The sequence below is a fragment of the Kitasatospora phosalacinea genome, from assembly GCF_030268885.1.
GTDB lineage: Bacteria > Actinomycetota > Actinomycetes > Streptomycetales > Streptomycetaceae > Kitasatospora > Kitasatospora phosalacinea_C.
Genome location: NZ_BSSA01000003.1, coordinates 260,741 through 280,470, shown reverse-complemented (window position 1 = coordinate 280,470; position 19,730 = coordinate 260,741). Strand labels below are relative to the sequence as shown.

General features: G+C 72.2%; 18 protein-coding genes. All 18 read right to left on the bottom strand.

The genetic code is table 11. The features are described from left to right. Positions 1 to 14 precede the first annotated feature (14 nt). The 18 genes from atpA to QSK52_RS07265 all read right to left on the bottom strand — a co-directional run bounded on the left by atpA (position 15) and on the right by QSK52_RS07265 (position 19,682). Positions 15 to 1,589, bottom strand: coding sequence for a F0F1 ATP synthase subunit alpha (atpA, locus tag QSK52_RS07350; protein WP_030457722.1), 1,575 nt, complete (start codon positions 1,587 to 1,589; stop codon positions 15 to 17). 154 nt (positions 1,590 to 1,743) lie between these two features. Further along, positions 1,744 to 2,559 carry a F0F1 ATP synthase subunit delta gene (locus QSK52_RS07345; RefSeq protein ID WP_285734891.1) on the bottom strand — a complete coding sequence of 272 codons (816 nt, stop codon included), beginning with the start codon at positions 2,557 to 2,559 and terminating at the stop codon, positions 1,744 to 1,746. Next, positions 2,556 to 3,113 carry a F0F1 ATP synthase subunit B gene (locus QSK52_RS07340; protein ID WP_285734889.1) on the bottom strand — a complete coding sequence of 186 codons (558 nt, stop codon included), beginning with the start codon at positions 3,111 to 3,113 and terminating at the stop codon, positions 2,556 to 2,558. The genes QSK52_RS07345 and QSK52_RS07340 overlap by 4 nt, the downstream gene beginning before the upstream one ends. Before the next feature lie 41 nt (positions 3,114 to 3,154). Beyond that, a complete protein-coding gene (atpE, locus tag QSK52_RS07335; protein ID WP_285734887.1) occupies positions 3,155 to 3,385 on the bottom strand; it encodes an ATP synthase F0 subunit C in 231 nt (76 codons plus the stop codon). Between the two features lie 80 nt (positions 3,386 to 3,465). Beyond that, entirely contained in the window at positions 3,466 to 4,275 is an 810-nt protein-coding gene (atpB, locus tag QSK52_RS07330; RefSeq protein ID WP_285734885.1) for a F0F1 ATP synthase subunit A, read from the bottom strand. A gap of 282 nt (positions 4,276 to 4,557) precedes the next feature. Further along, positions 4,558 to 4,980 carry a hypothetical protein gene (locus tag QSK52_RS07325; RefSeq protein WP_285734883.1) on the bottom strand — a complete coding sequence of 141 codons (423 nt, stop codon included), beginning with the start codon at positions 4,978 to 4,980 and terminating at the stop codon, positions 4,558 to 4,560. 272 nt (positions 4,981 to 5,252) lie between these two features. Beyond that, on the bottom strand, positions 5,253 to 6,581 hold the full coding sequence (locus tag QSK52_RS07320) for an MraY family glycosyltransferase (protein WP_285734881.1): 1,329 nt from the start codon (positions 6,579 to 6,581) through the stop codon (positions 5,253 to 5,255). 172 nt (positions 6,582 to 6,753) lie between these two features. Next, positions 6,754 to 8,016, bottom strand: coding sequence for a serine hydroxymethyltransferase (gene glyA, locus QSK52_RS07315; protein ID WP_285734879.1), 1,263 nt, complete (start codon positions 8,014 to 8,016; stop codon positions 6,754 to 6,756). A 166-nt stretch (positions 8,017 to 8,182) separates the two neighbouring features. Continuing rightward, positions 8,183 to 8,818, bottom strand: a complete 636-nt coding sequence (locus QSK52_RS07310; RefSeq protein WP_285735099.1) for a protein-tyrosine-phosphatase — start codon at positions 8,816 to 8,818, stop codon at positions 8,183 to 8,185. 35 nt (positions 8,819 to 8,853) lie between these two features. After that, on the bottom strand, positions 8,854 to 9,501 hold the full coding sequence (locus tag QSK52_RS07305; protein ID WP_285734877.1) for an L-threonylcarbamoyladenylate synthase: 648 nt from the start codon (positions 9,499 to 9,501) through the stop codon (positions 8,854 to 8,856). A gap of 150 nt (positions 9,502 to 9,651) precedes the next feature. Further along, complete coding sequence (gene prmC / locus QSK52_RS07300) at positions 9,652 to 10,518, bottom strand: peptide chain release factor N(5)-glutamine methyltransferase (protein ID WP_285734875.1); 867 nt, start codon at positions 10,516 to 10,518, stop codon at positions 9,652 to 9,654. Positions 10,519 to 10,536: 18 nt separating this feature from the next. Continuing rightward, positions 10,537 to 11,613, bottom strand: a complete 1,077-nt coding sequence (gene prfA, locus QSK52_RS07295; RefSeq protein ID WP_285734873.1) for a peptide chain release factor 1 — start codon at positions 11,611 to 11,613, stop codon at positions 10,537 to 10,539. Between the two features lie 120 nt (positions 11,614 to 11,733). After that, a complete protein-coding gene (rpmE, locus tag QSK52_RS07290) occupies positions 11,734 to 11,958 on the bottom strand; it encodes a 50S ribosomal protein L31 (RefSeq protein WP_033214688.1) in 225 nt (74 codons plus the stop codon). A 124-nt stretch (positions 11,959 to 12,082) separates the two neighbouring features. After that, positions 12,083 to 13,243, bottom strand: a complete 1,161-nt coding sequence (locus tag QSK52_RS07285) for an LCP family protein (protein WP_285734870.1) — start codon at positions 13,241 to 13,243, stop codon at positions 12,083 to 12,085. A gap of 185 nt (positions 13,244 to 13,428) precedes the next feature. Beyond that, positions 13,429 to 15,537, bottom strand: coding sequence for a transcription termination factor Rho (gene rho, locus QSK52_RS07280; protein WP_285734869.1), 2,109 nt, complete (start codon positions 15,535 to 15,537; stop codon positions 13,429 to 13,431). 512 nt (positions 15,538 to 16,049) lie between these two features. Continuing rightward, on the bottom strand, positions 16,050 to 16,991 hold the full coding sequence (gene thrB, locus QSK52_RS07275; RefSeq protein WP_285734868.1) for a homoserine kinase: 942 nt from the start codon (positions 16,989 to 16,991) through the stop codon (positions 16,050 to 16,052). Between the two features lie 300 nt (positions 16,992 to 17,291). Next, complete coding sequence (gene thrC, locus QSK52_RS07270) at positions 17,292 to 18,380, bottom strand: threonine synthase (RefSeq protein WP_285734867.1); 1,089 nt, start codon at positions 18,378 to 18,380, stop codon at positions 17,292 to 17,294. A gap of 9 nt (positions 18,381 to 18,389) precedes the next feature. Then, complete coding sequence (locus QSK52_RS07265; RefSeq protein WP_285734866.1) at positions 18,390 to 19,682, bottom strand: homoserine dehydrogenase; 1,293 nt, start codon at positions 19,680 to 19,682, stop codon at positions 18,390 to 18,392. Positions 19,683 to 19,730 lie beyond the last annotated feature (48 nt).

Here is a 19,730-nt window from a genome sequence, read left to right as displayed (position 1 = left end):
CCTCGCTACCGGACTCAGGCCTGCTCGGAGAGCAGCTTGCCGTCAGCCGTGGTGAAGCCCTGCTTGAAGGACGTGATGGCGGCGGTCAGCGCGTCGATGGTGCCCTGCTCCAGCAGGCCGGTCTCGACGATGCCGGCCAGGATGCCCTTGTGCTCCAGGCGGACGTTGTCCAGGAACTCGCGCTCGAAGCGGCGGATGTCCGCCACCGGGACGTCGTCCAGCTGACCGGTGGTGCCGGCCCAGATGGAGACGACCTGCTCCTCGACCGGGAACGGCTGGTACTGGCCCTGCTTCAGCAGCTCGACCATGCGCGCACCGCGCTCCAGCTGGGCCTTGGAGGCCGCGTCCAGGTCGGAACCGAAGGCCGCGAAGGCCTCCAGCTCGCGGTACTGGGCGAGGTCCAGGCGCAGACGGCCGGCGACCGAGCGCATGGCCTTGATCTGGGCGGAGCCACCGACGCGGGAGACCGAGATGCCGACGTTCACGGCCGGGCGGATGCCGGCGTTGAACAGGTCGGACTCCAGGAAGCACTGGCCGTCGGTGATGGAGATGACGTTGGTCGGGATGTACGCCGAGACGTCGTTGGCCTTGGTCTCGATGATCGGCAGACCGGTCATCGAGCCGCCGCCGAGGGCGTCGTTCAGCTTGGCGCAGCGCTCCAGCAGGCGGGAGTGCAGGTAGAAGACGTCACCCGGGTACGCCTCGCGGCCCGGCGGGCGGCGCAGCAGCAGGGAGACGGAGCGGTAGGCCTCGGCCTGCTTCGACAGGTCGTCGAAGACGATGAGGACGTGCTTGCCGTCGTACATCCACTCCTGGCCGATGGCCGAACCGGTGTACGGGGCGAGGTACTTGAAGCCGGCCGGGTCGGAGGCGGGAGCGGCCACGATGGTGGTGTACTCCAGCGCGCCGGCCTCCTCCAGGGCGCCGCGGACGGACGCGATGGTGGAGCCCTTCTGGCCCACGGCGACGTAGATGCAGCGGACCTGCTTCTCCGGGTCGCCCGAGCGCCAGTTGTCGCGCTGGTTGATGATCGTGTCGACGGCGACGGCGGTCTTGCCGGTCTGGCGGTCACCGATGATCAGCTGGCGCTGGCCGCGGCCGATCGGGGTCATCGCGTCGATGGCCTTGATGCCGGTCTGCAGCGGCTGCTTGACCGACTTGCGGGCCATGACGCCGGGGGCCTGCAGCTCCAGGGCGCGACGGCCGGTGGCCGCGATCTCGCCCAGGCCGTCGATCGGGTTGCCCAGCGGGTCCACGACGCGGCCGAGGTAGCCGTCGCCGACCGGGACGGAGAGGACCTCGCCGGTGCGCTGCACCGTCTGGCCCTCCTCGATGCCCGAGAACTCACCGAGGACGACGACACCGATCTCGCGGGTGTCGAGGTTCAGCGCGAGGCCGAGGGTGCCGTCCTCGAACTTCAGCAGCTCGTTGGCCATGACCGAGGGCAGACCCTCGACCTTGGCGATACCGTCCATGGCCTCGGTGACCGTGCCGACCTCTTCACGCGAGGCCGCGTCCGGCTGGTACGACTGGACAAAGTCGGCCAGCGCGTCCCGGATCTCCTCCGGACGGATCGTAAGCTCCGCCATCAGGCTTCCCTGCTCTCCTAGTTTGCGATCCTCGGCCCGCCATTGAGGGCCGCAAGTGCTCGACTCTCGGCCGGGTCGGGTGAACCGGCCGTACGTTTTGCCGGCCCACCTGGTGTGGACCGACGCCCGACCGAGGGTCGGATAGTGCTGGTGCTCAGCCTTCGAGGCCCTGGCGAGCGCCTTCGAGGCGGCTCGCGACGGTGCCGTCGATGATCTCGTCGCCGATCTGGACCCGGACACCGCCCTGGACCGCGGGGTCCACGTCGATGTTCAGGTGCACCGAACGGCCGTACAGACCGGCCAGGGCGGCGGCGAGGCGCTGCTTCTGGACGTCCGACAGCGGGATCGCGCTGGTGACCAGGGCCACCACGCGGCCCCGCCGGGAGGCGGCGAGCTTGGAGTAGGACTCCAGGCCACCTTCCAGGCTACGACCACGCGGGTTGGTGACCAGGCTGGTGACCAGGCGGACGGTGCCCGCGTTGGCGCGGCCGCCGAGGAGCTTGCGCACCAGCGCGGCCTTGGCGGCGGCGTCGGCCTTCGGCTCGGTCAGCGCGGCGCGCAGCTCGTGCGAGCCCGCCACCACCCGGCCGAACCGGAACAGCTCGTCCTCGACGTCGTCCAGCGCGCCCGCCTTGTCGGCGGCGATGACCTCGGCGTACGCGGCGAGTTCCTCGACCGCGTCGACCAGGTCGCGCGGGCCGGACCAGCGCGAGCGGACCAGGCCGGAGACCAGGTCGACACTCTCACCGGAGACCTGGCCGTTCAGCAGCGAGGCGACCAGCTGGGCCTTGTCCTGACCGGACCGCGCGGGGTCGGTCAGGACGCGGCGCAGCGAGACCTCGCGGTCCAGCAGCGCGGTGACGGCAGCGAGTTCCTCGGCGAGCTTGGCCGCGTCCACCGAAGTGTTGTCGGTCAGGCTCTCCAGGTTCTCGCGACCGGCGGCGAGTGCCTCACGGCTCGCGCCGATCACTTGGACGCACCCTGGGCAGCGGCGGCCTTGGACTCCAGCTCGTCCAGGAAGCGGTCGATGACACCGCTCTGGCGGGCGTGGTCCTCCAGCGACTCACCGACGATGCGGGAGGCCAGCTGGGAGGCCAGCGAGCCGACGTCCTGGCGAAGGACCGCGGTCGCCTGCTTCTTGTCGGCCTCGATCTGGGCGTGGCCGGCCGCGACGATGGCCTCGCGCTGGCGCTGGCCCTCCTCGCGCATCTCGGTGATCAGGGCAGCGCCCTGCTCACGGGCGTGCTCGGTGATCCGAGCAGCCTCGTGGCGCGCCTCGGCGAGCTCCGCGCGGTACTGCTCAAGCAGGGCCTGGGCCTCGGCCTGAGCGGCGTCCGCGCGCTTCATGCCGCCTTCGATGGCGTCACGGCGCTCCCCCAGCACCTTCTCGATGCTGGGGAGGAGCTTCTTGCCGAGGATGCCGAAGACGATGAAGAAGCAGAGCAGGCCGATGATGACCTCGGGCCACGCGGGGAGAAGAGGGTTCATCTTCTCTTCTGCCGCGAGGAGAACCTCGGGGGCCATATCAGAACCTTTCGTCGGAAGTGACTACCGGTGCGCCTGGCTCACTGGCCGTAGACGAACGGCATGACGATGCCGATCAGGGCGAGGGCCTCGGTCAGCGCGAAGCCGATGAACATGTTCGAGCGGATCAGGCCGGCGGCCTCGGGCTGACGGGCCATCGCCTGCACGCCGTTACCGAAGATCAGACCGACGCCGATGCCGGGGCCGATCGCGGCGAGGCCGTAGCCGATGGAAGCGACGGAACCGTGGACACCTTCAGCGAGAGCGGACATCTCAGCTAATCCTTTGCGGGGATGGGATACCGGTGGGTGTTGGCCACCGGGAGTTCAGGGCGCGGCCGGGGCCGCGGGGCTCAGTGCGCCTCTTCCAGGGCACCGGCGATGTAGCTGCTGGCGAGCATCACGAAGATGTACGCCTGCAGGAACTGCACCAGCAGCTCGAAGGCGGTCAGACCGGCAGCCACCACGAAGGACACCGAGCCGTACAGGGCGCCGATGGTGGGGCTCAGCAGGTACCACGAGGCCACCGAGAAGACGACGATCAGCAGGTGACCGGCGAACATGTTGGCGAAGGCTCGGACCGCGAGGGTGAAGGGGCGCACGAAGATGTTCGAGAAGAACTCGATCGGCACCAGGATGACCATGACCCAGCCCGGGATGCCCGACGGCCAGCAGAGGTTCTTCATGCCGCCGACGAAGCCGTGCTTCTTGAAGGTCAGCCCCATGTAGGTGACCCACACGATCGCCGCCAGCCCGACCGGGTACGCGATGCGCGACATCACCGGGAACTGGGCGAACGGGATGATGGACATGATGTTCATGATCCACACGAAGAAGAACATCGAGACCAGCATCGGGACGTACTTCTCGCCCTTTTTGCCGATGGTCTCCAGCACGATGCTCCGCTTGACGAAGTCGTACCCGATCTCGCCGACCAGCTGGAACTTGCTGGGGAGGAGCTTCGGCTTGGCGAACGCAGCCCAGAAGAACCCGACCACCAGCAGCGCGCAGATGATCGCCAGCAGCATCGGCTTGGTGAACTCGACGCCGGCGACCGTGAAGATCGGCTTGAACTGGAACTCACCGAGACCGGGGGCCGGGAAGCCGCAGCCGGAGAAAAGGTGGCAACTGGCCTCGGAGGCGAGCTGGACGTCAGCACCCACCACAGACTCCTTCGTTCTGACGCATGGTTACGGCAACCTCGGTGTGTCGGCGCGGCCGGTGGCCACGGTGCGGCACTGGAACTTGTCGGATTTCTCGCTGACCCGGCGCGGCGCATATCCCCACCGCGGGATCTTCGAAAGCTTCGTGGAGCCGGGGGGCGATCCGTCCGATCATCGGAGGGACCTGGCCGCTTCCCGTACTCCGCCGTTGGGACGGACGATAGCAGTCCGTCAGGAGGGCATAAACACCGCCCCCCTCGCGAGGGGGACGGTATGCCCCGCTCACGGTTGACGCCCTGATTTCGGCTTGCCGTCGGGTTCCACGTAGAAGGTCTTGGCCTTGAGCCAGCCCCGCACCTGGAAGCCCATCCAGATGATCACCAGGCCGAGCAGCGTGAACCCGAAGACCTTGTGGTCGAAGAAGGTGAGGTGCTTGGCCACCGCGAGCAGGATGCCGATCACCAGGATCTGAGTGGTGTAGACCAGCATCGCGATCGGCATCAGCATCTGCGGGTTGTTCCGGCCCAGCCGGTCGAGCGCGACCTGGCCGACCGCGAAGAAGGCGATCACGACCACGGTCGCGAGCAGGGCGCCGAGCAGGCCCTTCCCTCCGGCGGCGGCGAAGGAGGCCGCCATGGCGACCACTCCGGCGACCGCAGTGGGGATTGCGGCGCCACGGAGGATCCGGGCGTCGTGGGACGGCATGTCGGCAACTCCGGCGGCATGTCGGAAACGGGGGGCAGAGACACACGGGGGTGCGAGGACCTCGCCGCGGACAGCCGACTGAACGGCGAGCCCGTCGAGGGAGACCGACCGGGGACGGAAGTCCTCCACCTGTCAGGTCTTTCGGCGTGTTCTCGGTACTCGTGAACGGTATCACAAACTATTTGATGAGAGCTTTACCATGAACGTGTGGTACCTGTCACACGGAGGGCCCACGAGTGCCGCCGAACGGCCCAACCGGGGTTGACCTCCCGTCAGGACCGCCGCTCGCCGCGCGGCCCGACCGCCGTCGCGCCGGTGCCCATCCGCCCCAGCAGGGCCTTGTCCTCGGCCGACAGCTCGGCCATCGCGGGCGTCCCGCCGCCCGCGCCCTCCCCGGCCGCCGCCACCGCGTCCGCCTCCTCGCCGGCCCCCTCGCCGTCCCGGTAGCGGGGCGGGACGAAGGGCTGCACGGCCTTGGGCGCACGCGGCTTGAAGCGCGGCATCAGCAGCACCGCGAGGCCGACCAGGCACAGGCCCGCCATCGACAGGATCACCGCGCGGCCGGTGTTGGTGACCGACACCGCGACGGTGCCGAAGGCGATCAGCGCGGCCCAGAAGTACATGATCAGCACGGCCCGGCTGTGCGAGTGCCCGACCTCCAGCAGCCGGTGGTGCAGGTGCTGCTTGTCCGCGGCGAACGGCGACCTGCCCGCCCAGGTGCGGCGCACCACGGCCAGCAGCAGGTCGGCCAGCGGCAGCGCGATCACCGTCAGCGGCAGGATCAGCGGGATGTAGATCGGCACCAGGGCGTGGATCGCGGTGGTCTGCGAACCGGTCTGCGCGGTGACCAGGTCGGGGTCGACGCGGCCGGTGATGGAGATCGCGGCGACGGCCAGCATCAGGCCGAGCATCATCGAGCCGGAGTCGCCCATGAAGATCCGCGCCGGGTGCAGGTTGTGCGGCAGGAAGCCCAGGCACATGCCGATCAGCACGGCGGTGAACAGCGCGGCGGGCGCGGCGTCGTTGATCCCGTAGCCGAGCCAGAGCCGGTACGAGTAGAGGAAGAAGGCCATCGCGGCGATGCAGACCATGCCCGCGGCCAGGCCGTCCAGGCCGTCGATGAAGTTCACCGCGTTGACCATGACGACCACCAGCACGACCGAGATCAGCATGCCCTGGGTGGGCGTGGTCGGGACGGTCCCGTAGCCGGGCACCGGGATGGAGATCACCGTGACGCCCTGCCAGACCATCACGCCCGCGGCGATCATCTGGCCGCCGAGCTTCACCAGCGCGTCCACGCCCCACTTGTCGTCCAGGACGCCCAGCACGAACATGATCCCGGCCCCGGAGAGCAGCGCCTTGATGTCCGCGCTCTGCACGAACATCCGGCCCAGGCCGGAGAGTTGGGACGCGGCGAGCAGGCCGGCCAGCAGGCCGCCGAACATCGCGATGCCGCCGAGCCGCGGCGTGGGCTCGCGGTGCACGTCGCGCGCCCGGACGGCGGGCATCGCCCCGGCCGCGATGGCGAACTTCCGCACCGGACTGACCAGCAGGTAGGTCACCGCCGCCGAGACGAACATGACCAGCAGATACTCACGCACCACCGGCCTCCAGGGTCGCGCTCGGACGGACGAGTACGCAGGGTACTCCCGCGCTGGTTCGGGGTTCGAGGTGCGTCGCCACGGAGCACACCTTATTGACTCCGACGCCGTGCCCCCGCATCGCGGTTCTCCCCGGACGGAGGACCGGCCGGACGCGGGCCCGTCCGGACGCTCAGCCCCGCCCGGCGAACGCCCGGGCCAGCTCCCGCACCCGCCGCCGCACCGGTTCGGCCGCCGCCCCGCCCAGCACCCGTCCCAGCAGGGCACCGACCTCGGCGAGCTCCGCCTCCCCCATCCCCTGGGCCGCGCAGGCCCCGGTGCCCAGCCGGATCCCGGAGGTCTCGGTGGGCGGCGCCGGGTCGTACGGGAGGGCGCAGCGGCCGAGCATCAGTCCGACGGCGGCGCACCGGCGTTCGGCCTCCACGCCGGTCAGGCCGAGTGGGGCGACCGAGGCGGTCACCAGGTGGGTGTCGGTGCCGCCGGTGAGCGGCGGCGCCCCGGCCGCGGCCAGTTCGGCGGCCAGCGCCCGCGCCCCGGCGACCGCCCGGCGGACGTAGCCGGTGTACGCGGGAGTGGCGGCCTGGGCCAGCGCCACCGCCTTGGCGGCCACCTCGTGCATCGCCGCGCCGCCCTGGCTGAACGGGAACACCGCCCGGTCGATCCGGTCGGCCAGTTCGGCGGTGCACAGCAGCAGCCCGCCGCGCGGGCCGCGCAGCAGCTTGTGGGTGGCGGCCACGGTGACGTCCGCGTGCGGCACCGGGGAGGGCGCCGCGCCGGCCGCGACCAGGCCAGCGGTCTGCCCGGCGGCGGCGATCAGGTAGGCGTCGACCTCGTCGGCGATCTCCCGGAAGGCGGCCCAGTCGACGTGCCGCGGGTAGGAGATGCCGCCCGCCACGATCGCCTTCGGGCGGTGCTCGCGGGCCAGCGCGCGGACCTGGTCGAGGTCGATCCGGCCGTCGTCGGCGCGCACCCCGTAGCCGTGGAAGCGGAACCAGCGGCCGGAGAAGTTGGCGCGCGACCCGGCGCTCAGGTGGCCGCCGTGCTCCAGCGACATCGCGAGCACCGCGTCGTCCGGTCGCAGCAGGGCCGCGTAGGCCGCCAGCATCGCCGAAGTCGCGGAGCGGGGCTGGACGTTGGCGTGCGGGGCGGCGAAGAGTTCGCGGGCCCGGTCGACCGCCAGCAGCTCCACGGTGTCGGCGGGTCCGCAGCCGGTGTGGTGGCGGCGGCCGGGGTAGCCCTCGGCGTACTTGTCGACCAGCGGGCCGGTGAGCGCGGCCAGCACGGCGGGGGTGGCCAGGTTCTCCCCGGCGAGCAGTTGCAGGCTCCCGGCCCGGCGTTCGGCCTCGGCGGTGAGCAGGTCGGCGATCAGCGGGTCGGCCGTGCGCAGGGCCTCGGCGGCCTCCCAGTGGGTGAGCGGGGCGTCGGCGACCGTCATGGTGCGGCTCCAGGCTGCGGTGGCGGGCAGGTTCCCCCAGCGTAGGTCGGCCCCCGCCGCCCGGCCCGCCCGCACGCGCGGGCTTGCGCCTTTCCGGTTGCCACCACCGCCTGCGCACGCATTCTTCACAAATCCCCCACGGAAACTTTAGTGGAGGGCGCTCAACTCAGCGGGGCACACCCGTCAGTGCGGTCACCACCGGGTCCAGCGCGTCGAATATCTCCTCGCCGCAGTTGCGGAACATCCCGATCGGGGCTCCGTAAGGGTCCCTCAGCTCGTCGAACTCGGGCGCGGAGGCCAGCAGCCAGCCCCGCAGGGCGGCGGCCGAGCGGACCAGTGCGCGGGCGCGTTCGGTCAGCCGCGCGCCGTCCCGCGGGTCCGGCAGGGTGCGCGGGTCGACCCTTTGCACCAGACGGGTGAACTCCTTGATCGTGAAGGTGCGCAGCCCCGCTGCGTGCCCCATCGAGATGACCTGCGCCCGGTGGTCCAGGGTCGCGGTCAGCACCAGGTCGGCGTCGATCACGTGCTCGTCCAGCAGCTCCCGGCCGGCGAAGCCCGCGCTGTCCGCGCCGTACTCGCCGAGCACCGTCGCCGCGTGCGCCTCCATCGGGGCCCCCTCGTGGCCCCACGTCCCGGCGCTCTCCACCACGATCCGGCGGCCGGTGCGCACGCCGAGCCGGGAGTCCAGCTCCAGCCGGGCCAACCGCTCGGCGATCGGGGAGCGGCAGATGTTGCCGGTGCAGACGAACAGGATCCGGAAGGTGTCCAGCGGGAGCGGCCCCGGCTCCGCGAAGGGTGCCAGGGCGCTCCCCGCTCCGTACGACGGGGCGGCGGCGGTCAACTGCCGGCCTCCACGTCCGGAACGACCTCCCTCAGCTGCTCGACGCTGATCGCGCCCGCCCGCAGCACCACCGGCACCTTGCCGGTGACGTCGACGATGGTGGAGGGCGTGCCGTAGTCGGCCGTGCCGCCGTCCAGGTAGATCGAGACCGCGTCACCGAGCTGCGCCTGGGCCTCGTCGCAGGTGGACGGGGACGGGCCGCCGGTCTTGTTGCCGGAGGAGACCGCGAGCGGGCCGGTGGCGTTCAGCAGCTCCAGGACGACCGGGTGCAGCGGCATCCGGACCGCGACGGTGCCCCGGGTCTCGCCCAAGTCCCAACGCAGCGACGGCTGGTGGCGCGCCACCAGGGTCAGGCCGCCCGGCCAGAACGCGTCCACCAGCTCCCAGGCCTGCTCGGAGAAGTCGGTGACCAGCCCGTGCAGCGTGGTCGGCGACCCGACCAGCACCGGCGAGGGCATGTTCCGCCCCCGGCCCTTGGCCGCCAGCAGCGCGCCGACCGCCTCCGGCGAGAAGGCGTCCGCGGCGATGCCGTACACGGTGTCGGTCGGCACCACCACCAGCTCCCCGCGGCGGATCGCCGTGGCGGCCTCACGCAGCCCGCTCGCGCGGTCCTGGGCGTCGGAGCAGTCGTATCGGCGGCTCATCGGAGCATTCCCCTTCCGGTGGTGTCAGTGGTACGTACAGCGAGGCCGTGCTCACGGCGGGGCGGTGCCTACAGCGAAACACGCCTGGCCGTCGTGCTGTGCTCGGTGTTCACAACGAGACCCTTCGGGCCGTCGTGCTGTGCTCGATGTTCACAACGAGACCCTTCGGGCCGTTGTGAAGCGCGGCCGGTTGTTGAGGTCCCGGTGGTCGGCGGCGTCCGTCCAGCCGCCCTCCTCGCGGAAGATCCACGGGACCTGCCCGCCCTGGGTGTCCGCGTGCTCGATCACCACCGCGCCGCCGGGCCGCAGCAGCCGGGCCGCGACGCGTTCGATGCCGCGGATGGTGTCCAGCCCGTCCTCGCCGGAGAACAGCGACATCTGCGGGTCGTGGTCGCGGGCCTCGGGGGCGACGTACTCCCACTCGGTGAGCGGGATGTACGGCGGGTTGCTGATCACCAGGTCGAAGCGGCCGTCCCAGCCGCGGTCGTCGGCGAACGCCTGGGTGGCGTCGCCCTGGTGCAGGTGGACCCGGGCCCGGTCGGGGCTGGCCTCGACGTTGCGCCGGGTGTAGGCCAGGGCGCCCTCGTCGAGCTCGAAGGCGTGCACGGTGGAGCGGGGCAGTTCCTGGGCGAGGGCCAGCGCGATCGCCCCGGAGCCGGTGCACAGGTCGACCACCAGCGGCTCGGCCACGTCCATCGCGCGGACCGCGTCTATCGCCCACTCGACCACCGACTCGGTCTCCGGCCGGGGAACGAACACCCCGGGGCCGACCTCCAGTTCGAGGTAGCGGAAGAACGCCCGCCCGGTGATGTGCTGCAGCGGCTCGCGCTGCTCGCGGCGGGAGACCGCCTCCCAGTACCGGGCGTCGAAGTCGCCGTCCGGCACGGTGTGCAACTGGCTGCGCTTCACCCCGTGGACGTGCGCCGCCAGCTCCTCCGCGTCGAAGCGCGGCGAGGGCACGCCGGCCGCGGCCAGGCGCTGGGTGGCCTGGGCCACCTCGGCGAGCAGCAGGTTCATCCCTCGGGCCCCTTAGGCTCAGTTCTCCTGGGCGGCGGCCAGCTTGGCCGCGGCGTCGGCGTCCACGCAGGACTGGATCACCGCGTTCAGGTCGCCGTCCAGCACCTGGTCCAGGTTGTACGACTTGAAGCCGGTGCGGTGGTCGGAGATGCGGTTCTCCGGGAAGTTGTACGTCCGGATCCGCTCGGAGCGGTCCACGGTGCGGACCTGGCTGCGGCGGGCGTCGGACGCCTCCCGCTCGGCCTCCTCCTGCGCGGCGGCCAACAGCCGCGAACGCAGGATGCGCATCGCCTGCTCCTTGTTCTGCAGCTGGCTCTTCTCGTTCTGGCAGGACGCCACGATACCGGTCGGCAGGTGGGTGATCCGGACCGCGGAGTCGGTGGTGTTCACCGACTGGCCGCCGGGGCCGGAGGAGCGGTAGACGTCGATCCGCAGGTCGTTGGCGTGGATCTCCACCTCGACCTCCTCGGCCTCCGGGGTGACCAGCACGCCCGCGGCGGAGGTGTGGATGCGGCCCTGCGACTCGGTCGCGGGCACCCGCTGCACCCGGTGCACGCCGCCCTCGTACTTCAGCCGGGCCCAGACGCCCTGCCCGGGCTCGGTGCTGCCCTTGGTCTTCACGGCGACCGAGACGTCCTTGTAGCCGCCGAGGTCGGACTCGTTGGCGTCGATGATCTCGGTCTTCCAGCCCAGCCGCTCGGCGTAGCGCAGGTACATCCGCAGCAGGTCCCCGGCGAACAGCGCGGACTCCTCGCCGCCCTCGCCCGCCTTGACCTCCAGGATGACGTCCTTGTCGTCGTTGGGGTCGCGCGGCACCAGCAGCAGCCGCAGCTCCTCGGTCAGCTCCTCCTGGCGGGCCTCGGACGCCTTCGCCTCCGCGATGAAGTCGGGGTCCTCGACGGCGAGTTCGCGCGCGGCGGCGATGTCCTCGCCGGCCTGCCGCCAGGCCAGGTACGTCCGGGTGATCGGGGTCAGCTCGGCGTAGCGCTTGGCCAGCTTGCGGGCGTTCGCCTGGTCGGCGTGCACCGACGGGTCGGCCAGCCTCTTCTCGAGGTCGGCGTGCTCGACGAGGAGCTCTTCGACTGCCTCGAACATCGGTCTGTCCTACTTCCGTGAGTGTGCCGCGGGGTGCTGGAGGGGGGAGACGCGAACGGCGCCGGCCCGGACGCCTCCGTGACGAGCACGGGGACGTCCGAGACCGGCGCCGTGGAAGCGCTAGGCCTTGCCGCCGGAGAGCTTCTTGCCGAAGCGGGCCTCGAAGCGGGCCACGCGGCCACCGGTGTCGAGGATCTTCTGCTTGCCGGTGTAGAACGGGTGGCAGTTCGAGCAGACCTCGGCGCGGATCTCGCCGCTGGTCTCGGTGGAGCGGGTGGTGAACTCGTTGCCACAGGTGCAGGTCACCTTGGTGAGCACGTACTCCGGGTGAACGTTGGACTTCAAGGGATTCTCCTAGCTGATCGGGAGGGCACCGGGTCGGCGGACTGGGCAGCCGCTCGTGAACCGGGACCGACGGACCAGTGTGCCAGCACTGCCCGCTTCTTCCCAAACCGGGAGGCGGATCCGACTATTCCGCTCCCCCGCCCACCGCGGTCGGCCGCGCCGAGCGGGCCGCGGAGGCCGACGCCGGGGCGGACGGACCGCCGGAGGGACCGCCGGACGGACCCGCGGACGGGTCGGCCTGCGCCGGGTTGGTCGGCTGTTCCTGGAGCACCGACTGCGGCACCGCCCGGTCGCCGCGCAGCGCCGCCCACAGCTGCTGGGAGTCCGGGGCCTTCGGCACCACCCGGTTGGGGTCGCTGACCGCGTACGCCACCGGCAGGGTGACCATGGTGAGCTGGTCGGGGCCGATCTTCTTGACCGTCTGCGCCATGCCGACCAGCGCGCTCACCGAGGCCAGGTCGGAGTCTGTGGTCAGCGAGCTGGTCAGCTGGTCGCCGAGCTTCCACATCGCCACCGGGTTGGAGGTCAGGCCGAGCGAGCCGACCTGCCCGAGCATCGCCCGGACCATCTCCTTCTGCAGTTCGATCCGGCCCAGGTCGCTGCCGTCGCCGACGCCGTGCCTGGTCCGGACGAAGGCCAGCGCCTGCTGCCCGCCCAGGTGGTGGTCGCCCGGTTCCAGGTGCAGCCCGCTGTCCCGGTCGTCGATCGCCACCGTGGTGGTGACGTCCACCCCGCCGATCGCGTCGATCATCGCGGCGAACCCGGCGAAGTCCACCTCGACGAAGTGGTCCATCCGCATCCCGGTGAGCTGCTCGGCGGTCTTCACCGCGCAGGCCGGGCCACCGACCTCGTACGCGGAGTTGAACATCGCGCTGCGGGCCGCCGGGACCTGCTTGCCGTCGGTGCCGGTGCAGGCCGGACGGGGCACCAGGGTGTCGCGGGGTATCGAGACCACCGAGGCGGCGGTGTGCGCCTGGTTGACGTGCACCACCATCGCGGTGTCCGAGCGGGCGGTGTCGCCGGTCGCGCCGCCCGCCAGGTTCCCGTTGGCGCCGGAGCGCGAGTCGGAGCCCAGCACCAGCACGTTGAACGCCCCGCCGGTGGAGGCGGGCGGCCGGGCGGTGCCCAGCTGGCCGGAGATGTCGACGCTGCGGATGTTCCGGTTCAGCTTCCAGTAGGCGAGCCCGCCCAGCACGGCGCCGACCAGGACGAGGCCGGCCAGTGCGAACAGCGCGATCCGCAGCCCGCGGCGGCGCGGGGGGCGGTGCTTGGTGTCCTCGGCCATATCGCCTCTTTTCGCCCTCAGTGCGACCTTTCGAGCATAAGTGACCCGCCGGGACGGTGATCGGTTTCCGGGCGGGGCCCGGCCGCGGGGGCCCGGCCGCGGCCGGGCGGCGGCGCCCCGGAACGGCGGAGACCCCGCCCCGCCTGGACGGCGGTGCGGGGTCTCCGGTGCTGGCGCGGCCGGGGTCAGTCGCCCGAACCCGGGGTGTTCTTCGCGATCTGCATCAGGAACTCGGCGTTCGACTTGGTCTGCTTCATCTTGTCCAGCAGCAGCTCGATCGCCTGCTGCGAGTCCAGCGCGTGCAGGACCCGGCGGAGCTTCCAGACGATGGCCAGCTCCTCGTGGCCGAGCAGGATCTCCTCCTTGCGGGTGCCGGAGGCGTCCACGTCGACGGAGGGGAAGATGCGCTTGTCCGAGAGCTTCCGGTCGAGCTTGAGCTCCATGTTGCCGGTGCCCTTGAACTCCTCGAAGATCACCTCGTCCATCCGGGAGCCGGTGTCGACCAGCGCGGTGGCGAGGATGGTCAGCGAGCCGCCGTTCTCGATGTTGCGCGCGGCGCCGAAGAACTTCTTCGGCGGGTACAGCGCGGTCGAGTCGACACCACCGGACAGGATGCGGCCGGAGGCGGGCGCGGCCAGGTTGTAGGCGCGGCCCAGGCGGGTGATGGAGTCCAGCAGGATCACCACGTCGTGGCCCAGCTCCACCAGGCGCTTGGCGCGCTCGATGGCGAGCTCGGCGACGGTGGTGTGGTCCTCGGCCGGGCGGTCGAAGGTCGAGGAGATGACCTCGCCCTTCACCGACCGCTGCATGTCGGTGACCTCTTCCGGACGCTCGTCCACCAGGACGACCATCAGGTGGCACTCGGGGTTGTTGTGGGTGATCGCGTTGGCGATCGCCTGCATGATCATGGTCTTGCCGGTCTTCGGCGGGGCCACGATCAGACCGCGCTGGCCCTTGCCGATCGGCGACACCAGGTCGATGATCCGGGTGGTCAGCACGCCCGGGTCGGTCTCCAGGCGGAGCCGCTCCTGCGGGTACAGCGGGGTCAGCTTGCCGAACTCGGGGCGGCCGCGGCCGCTGTCCGGGTCCATGCCGTTGACGGAGTCCAGCCGCACCATGGCGTTGAACTTCTCGCGGCGCTCGCCGTCCTTGGGCTGGCGGACCGCACCGGTGATGGCGTCGCCCTTGCGCAGGCCGTGCTTGCGGACCTGCGCCAGCGAGACGTAGACGTCGTTCTGGCCGGGCAGGTAGCCCGAGGTCCGGACGAAGGCGTAGTTGTCGAGGATGTCCAGGATGCCCGCGACCGGGATCAGGACGTCGTCCTCGCTCAGCGGGACCTCGGGGCCGCCGGCGCCCTCGAAGCCGTCGCGGCGGCGGCCGCGGCGGTCGCGGTAACGGCCGCGGCGGCCGCGGCGGCCGTCGCCGAACTCGTCGTCCTCGTACCCGCCCTGCTGCTGGTGGGCGTTGCCGCCGCCCTGCTGCTGGGCGCCGCCCTGCTGGTTCTGCTGGCGGCCCTGGCCGCCGTCCTGCTGCTGGCCGCCGCCGCCCTGCTGGCGGTCGGTGCGGTCGCGCTCGCGGCGGTTGCGGCGGTCCCGGCGGGACTCGCGCACCTCGCCGTCGCCCTCGGCCGCGGGGGCCTCGGCGCGGTCGCGCTCGCGGCGGTCCCGGCGCTCGCGGCGCTCGGCACGGGCCTCGCCCTCGGCGGCGGCCGGGCGCTGCGCCTCGGTCCGGGCCTCGGCGGGGGCCTGCTCGGTGGCGGTGGCCGCGGCGGCCGCGCCGGCCTCGGCGGTCGGGGCGCCGGCCGCGGCGGTGGCCCGGCGGCGCGGGCGCTCGGCCCGGGCGGTGGCGGCCGCGGTCTCGGCGGCGGCCTGCACCGGGATCTCGATCTGCGCCTGCGGCTGCGGCTCGGTGGCCGCGGCGGTGCGGGTGCGGCGGGCGGGCGTCCGCGACGGAGCCGCCGGCTCGCCCTGCTCCTCGGCCGGGGCGGCCTCGGCGGCGGGCGCGGCCGCGGCCTTGGCGGCCTTCTTCGCGGCCGGAGCGGTGGCGCCGGGGGCGCCCGCGAGCAGCGGGTCCCCGCCGCTCTTCTCCTTGATGGCCTCGATCAGCTGGCCCTTGCGCAGCCGCCCGGTGCCGCTGATCCCGAGGGACGAGGCGAGCTTCTGGAGCTCGGCCAGCACCAGGCCGTCCAGGCCGGCGGCGGCGGTACGACGGCGTCGCGCCGGAGCCGCCGGGGCGGCCGCGTCCGACGCCTCGGCGTCCGGGCGCACGCCCATCAGATCGGTGGTGTCGCTCACTAAGGGTCCTTCCCTGGAGCGGACGTCGGCCTGTCTGGCACGGCGACCGGTTGTGCTGTCCTGGCCGGCGACTCTTTGCGCTGGTCAGGGGCTGGATTCCCGTGGAAGGCTGGTCCTTCCGGGGAGCTGCGAAGTGCGGTGCACTGTGGTGCGAAGCGGCGCGGACGGCCGGTTCTGGTGCCGACCTCGCTGCGCCTGTTGATGCCCGGGCCCCCGTCGCGCGGCGGCACTGCGGGCCCCAGCCCGGCCGAGCCTCACTGCGGAGGCTGGGGGTGGGAGTCCGGTGCCGTCACGGCTTCGGGATGGGCCGCAATCGCGCAGGCAGGCTGCGTACGCGCTGTGGCGAGCTCCCGGAGAATCGTGCTCCCGAGCTTCCGGCCCCCGTGCGGACGGGGGAACGGGATCGGGATGCCTCGCACCGGCGCCCGGAGGGCATCTGGTGCAGCAATGAGGTTAACACTACCTACCCCCTGACACATTCCCCAGCCCTTTGGTTGTCAATCGTGTCCGTCTCACATGTCGAGCGGCAGCACGGTGGCGCCGGTGCGGTCCAGCTCCAGCCGGTGCGCCGCGAACTGCGCACCGGCGCCGTGCCCGTGGTTGCCGGAGGCGAACTCCAGGACCTTCCCCACGTGCGCCTCGTCGGTGAGCGCGAGCACGGTCGGCCCGGCGCCCGAGATGACGGCGGGGACGCCCTCGGTGCGCAGGGCGGCGACCAGGGCGGCGCTGTCCGGCATCGCGGAGGCCCGGTAGTCCTGGTGGAGCCGGTCCTCGGTGGCGGTGAGCAGCAGCTCCGGGCGGCGGGTGAGCGCCTCGACCAGCAGGGCGGCGCGGCCCGCGTTGAGGGCGGCGTCGGCCAGCGGCACGGTCTTGGGGAGCAGGCCGCGGGCGGTCTCGGTGAGCACCTCGGTGGACGGGATGAACACGACCGGCACGACCCGGTCGGAGGGGTCCAGGGTGATGGTGCGGGCGCCGTCGTCCTCGGTCCAGGCGACGGTGAAGTTGCCGCGCAGGCAGGCCGCGACGTTGTCGGGGTGGCCCTCCAGCTCGGAAGCGAGGGCCAGCAGCGCGTCGTCGTCGAGCGCGGAGGCGCCGCCGATGGTGACGGCGCGGGCGGCCACGATGCCGGCGCAGATCGCGGCGGACGAGGAGCCCAGGCCGCGGCCGTGGGGTATCCGGTTGGCGCAGACCACCTCGAGGCCGCGGGGCTGGCCGCCGAGCCGGTCGAAGGCGGCGCGCATCGAGCGGACCACCAGGTGGCGCTCGTCGCGGGCGAGGTTCTCGGCGCCCTCCCCGGCGATGTCCACGGTCAGGCCGGAGTCGGCGACCCGGACCACCACGTCGTCGTAGAGCCCCAGGGCGAGGCCGAAGGCGTCGAAGCCGGGGCCGAGGTTGGCGCTGGTCGCGGGGACGCGGACCCGGACGGCGGCGGCGCGGAACGCGGGACCGGCCATGCGGTGGACACACTCCTGAAAAGGTGGGGGATCTCAGGCCCGGACCATCGGGACGACGGAGCCTGCGGCGGTACGGACGGCGGGGTCTCGGAAGGGGCGCGCAGCATGGCGCGGCCCGCCGGGGTCAAGCGTATCGAAGAGAGGTTCCGGAGCGGTACACCCTGCTCGGCTCCGATCTTCCGTGTTGCCGCAAGCAGCGGAAAAGCGCCGGTGGGTTGACCGGAAAGCGGCGGCGAGCGGCCGGCCCGGAGGGGGCCGGCCGCTCGCCGGGTCGACGCGGGGTCAGCGCGTCCGCCGCCGTCAGTCGAGCAGGCCCAGGCGGCGGGCCGCCTCCTCCGGGTCGACCGGGACGACCTGGGGCTGCGGCGCGCCGGCCACCGCCCAGTCCGGGTCCTTGAGGCCGTTTCCGGTGACGGTGCAGACGATCCGCTGGCCGGGGTCGACCAGGCCGGCCTCGGCCTTGGCCAGCAGGCCGGCCACCGAGGCGGCGGAGGCGGGCTCCACGAAGACGCCCTCCTGCGCGGCCAGCAGGCGGTAGGCGGCCAGGATCTGGCGGTCCGTCACCTTGTCGATGAGACCGCCGGAGTCGTCCCGGGCGGCGAGCGCGTGGTCCCAGGAGGCCGGGTTGCCGATCCGGATCGCGGTGGCGATGGTCTGCGGCTTGAGCACCGGGGCGCCGTCCACGATCGGGGCCGAGCCGGACGCCTGGAAGCCCCACATCCGGGGGGTGCGGGCGGCCAGGCCGTCCGCGGCGTACTCGCGGTAGCCCTTCCAGTAGGCGGTGATGTTGCCCGCGTTGCCGACCGGGAGGACGTGGATGTCCGGGGCGTCGCCGAGCATGTCGACGATCTCGAAGGCGGCGGTCTTCTGGCCCTCGATGCGCACCGGGTTGACCGAGTTGACCAGCGCGACCGGGTACTTCTCGGAGAGCTCGCGGGCCAGCGTCAGGCAGTCGTCGAAGTTGCCGTCGACCTGCAGGATCCGGGCGCCGTGCACCAGCGCCTGGCCCATCTTGCCGAGCGCGATCTTGCCCTGCGGGACGAGCACCGCGGAGACCATCCCGCCGCGCACCGCGTAGGCCGCGGCGGAGGCGGAGGTGTTGCCGGTGGACGCGCAGATGACGGCCTGGGCGCCGTCCTCCTTGGCCTTGGAGATGGCCATGGTCATCCCACGGTCCTTGAAGGAGCCGGTCGGGTTGGCGCCCTCGACCTTGAGGTAGACGTCGCAGCCGGTGCGCTCGGAGAGCACCTGGGCGGGGACGAGCGGCGTGCCGCCCTCCAGCAGGGTCACCACGGGGGTGGAGTCGGAGACCGGGAGGCGGTCGCGGTACTCCTCGATGAGGCCGCGCCACTGGTGGGTGTGGCTGCCTCGGGCAATCACGGCGTTCATTGGCTTTCCTTATTCCCCTTCGACCCGCATGATGCTGGCCACGTCGCGCACGCTGTCCAGTGCGCGGAGCTTGTCGACCGTCGCCGACAGGGCGGCGTCGGTGGCCCGGTGGGTCACCACGACGAGGGCGGCGTCGCCGTCGCGTCCCTGCTGGCGGACGGTGTCGATGGACACGCCGTGGTCGGCGAAGACCGAGGCGACCTGGGCGAGGACGCCCGCGCGGTCGTCCACGTCCAGGCTGACGTGGTAGCGGGTGACCACCTCGTCCATCGGCTTGGCGGGCAGCGCGGCGTACACCGAGTCGCCGGGGCCGGTGGCGCCGTCGAGCTTGTTGCGGCAGACCGCGACCAGGTCGCCGAGGACCGCGGAGGCGGTGGGCGAGCCGCCCGCGCCGGGGCCGTAGAACATCAGCCGGCCGGCCGCCTCGGCCTCCACGAAGACCGCGTTGTACGCCTCGCGGACGGAGGCCAGCGGGTGGCTGAGCGGGATCATCGCCGGGTGGACCCGGGCGGTGACCGAGGCGCCGTCGGCGGCCCGCTCGCAGATCGCCAGCAGCTTGACCACGCAGCCCATCTGCTTGGCGGAGGCGATGTCGGCGGCGGTGACCTCGGTGATGCCCTCGCGGTAGACGTCCGCGGCGGTGACCTTGGTGTGGAAAGCGATCCCGGCCAGGATGGCGGCCTTGGCTGCGGCGTCGAAGCCCTCCACGTCGGCGGTCGGGTCGGCCTCGGCGTAGCCCAGCGCGGTGGCCTCCTCCAGCGCCTCGGAGTACCCGGCGCCGGTGGAGTCCATCTTGTCGAGGATGAAGTTGGTGGTGCCGTTGACGATGCCCAGCACCCGGTTCACCTTGTCGCCCGCCAGCGACTCGCGCAGCGGGCGCAGCAGCGGGATGGCCCCGGCGACGGCGGCCTCGTAGTAGAGGTCGACGCCGGCCGCGGCGGCCGCGGCGTGCAGTTCGGCGCCGTCCTTGGCGAGCAGCGCCTTGTTGGCGGAGACCACCGAGGCGCCGCCCGCGAAGGCTTTCAGGATCAGCGACCTGGACGGCTCGATGCCGCCCACGACCTCGATCACCACGTCGACGTCCTCGCGCCCGACCAGGGCCTCGGCGTCGGTGGTGAGCAGGTGCTCGGGCACCCCCGGGCGGGGGCGGCCGGCCCGCCGGACCGCGATGCCCGCGAGCTCGACCGGGGCGCCGATGCGCGCGGCGAGGTCGTCGGCCGTCGTCGTCATGATGCGCGCCACCTCGGAGCCCACCACACCACAGCCCAGCAACGCCACCTTCAGCGGGCGCGTACGCATCATCCGACTCCGCTCTGCATTCTTCGGTCCCCGCCGGGGTGTTCCGTCGGC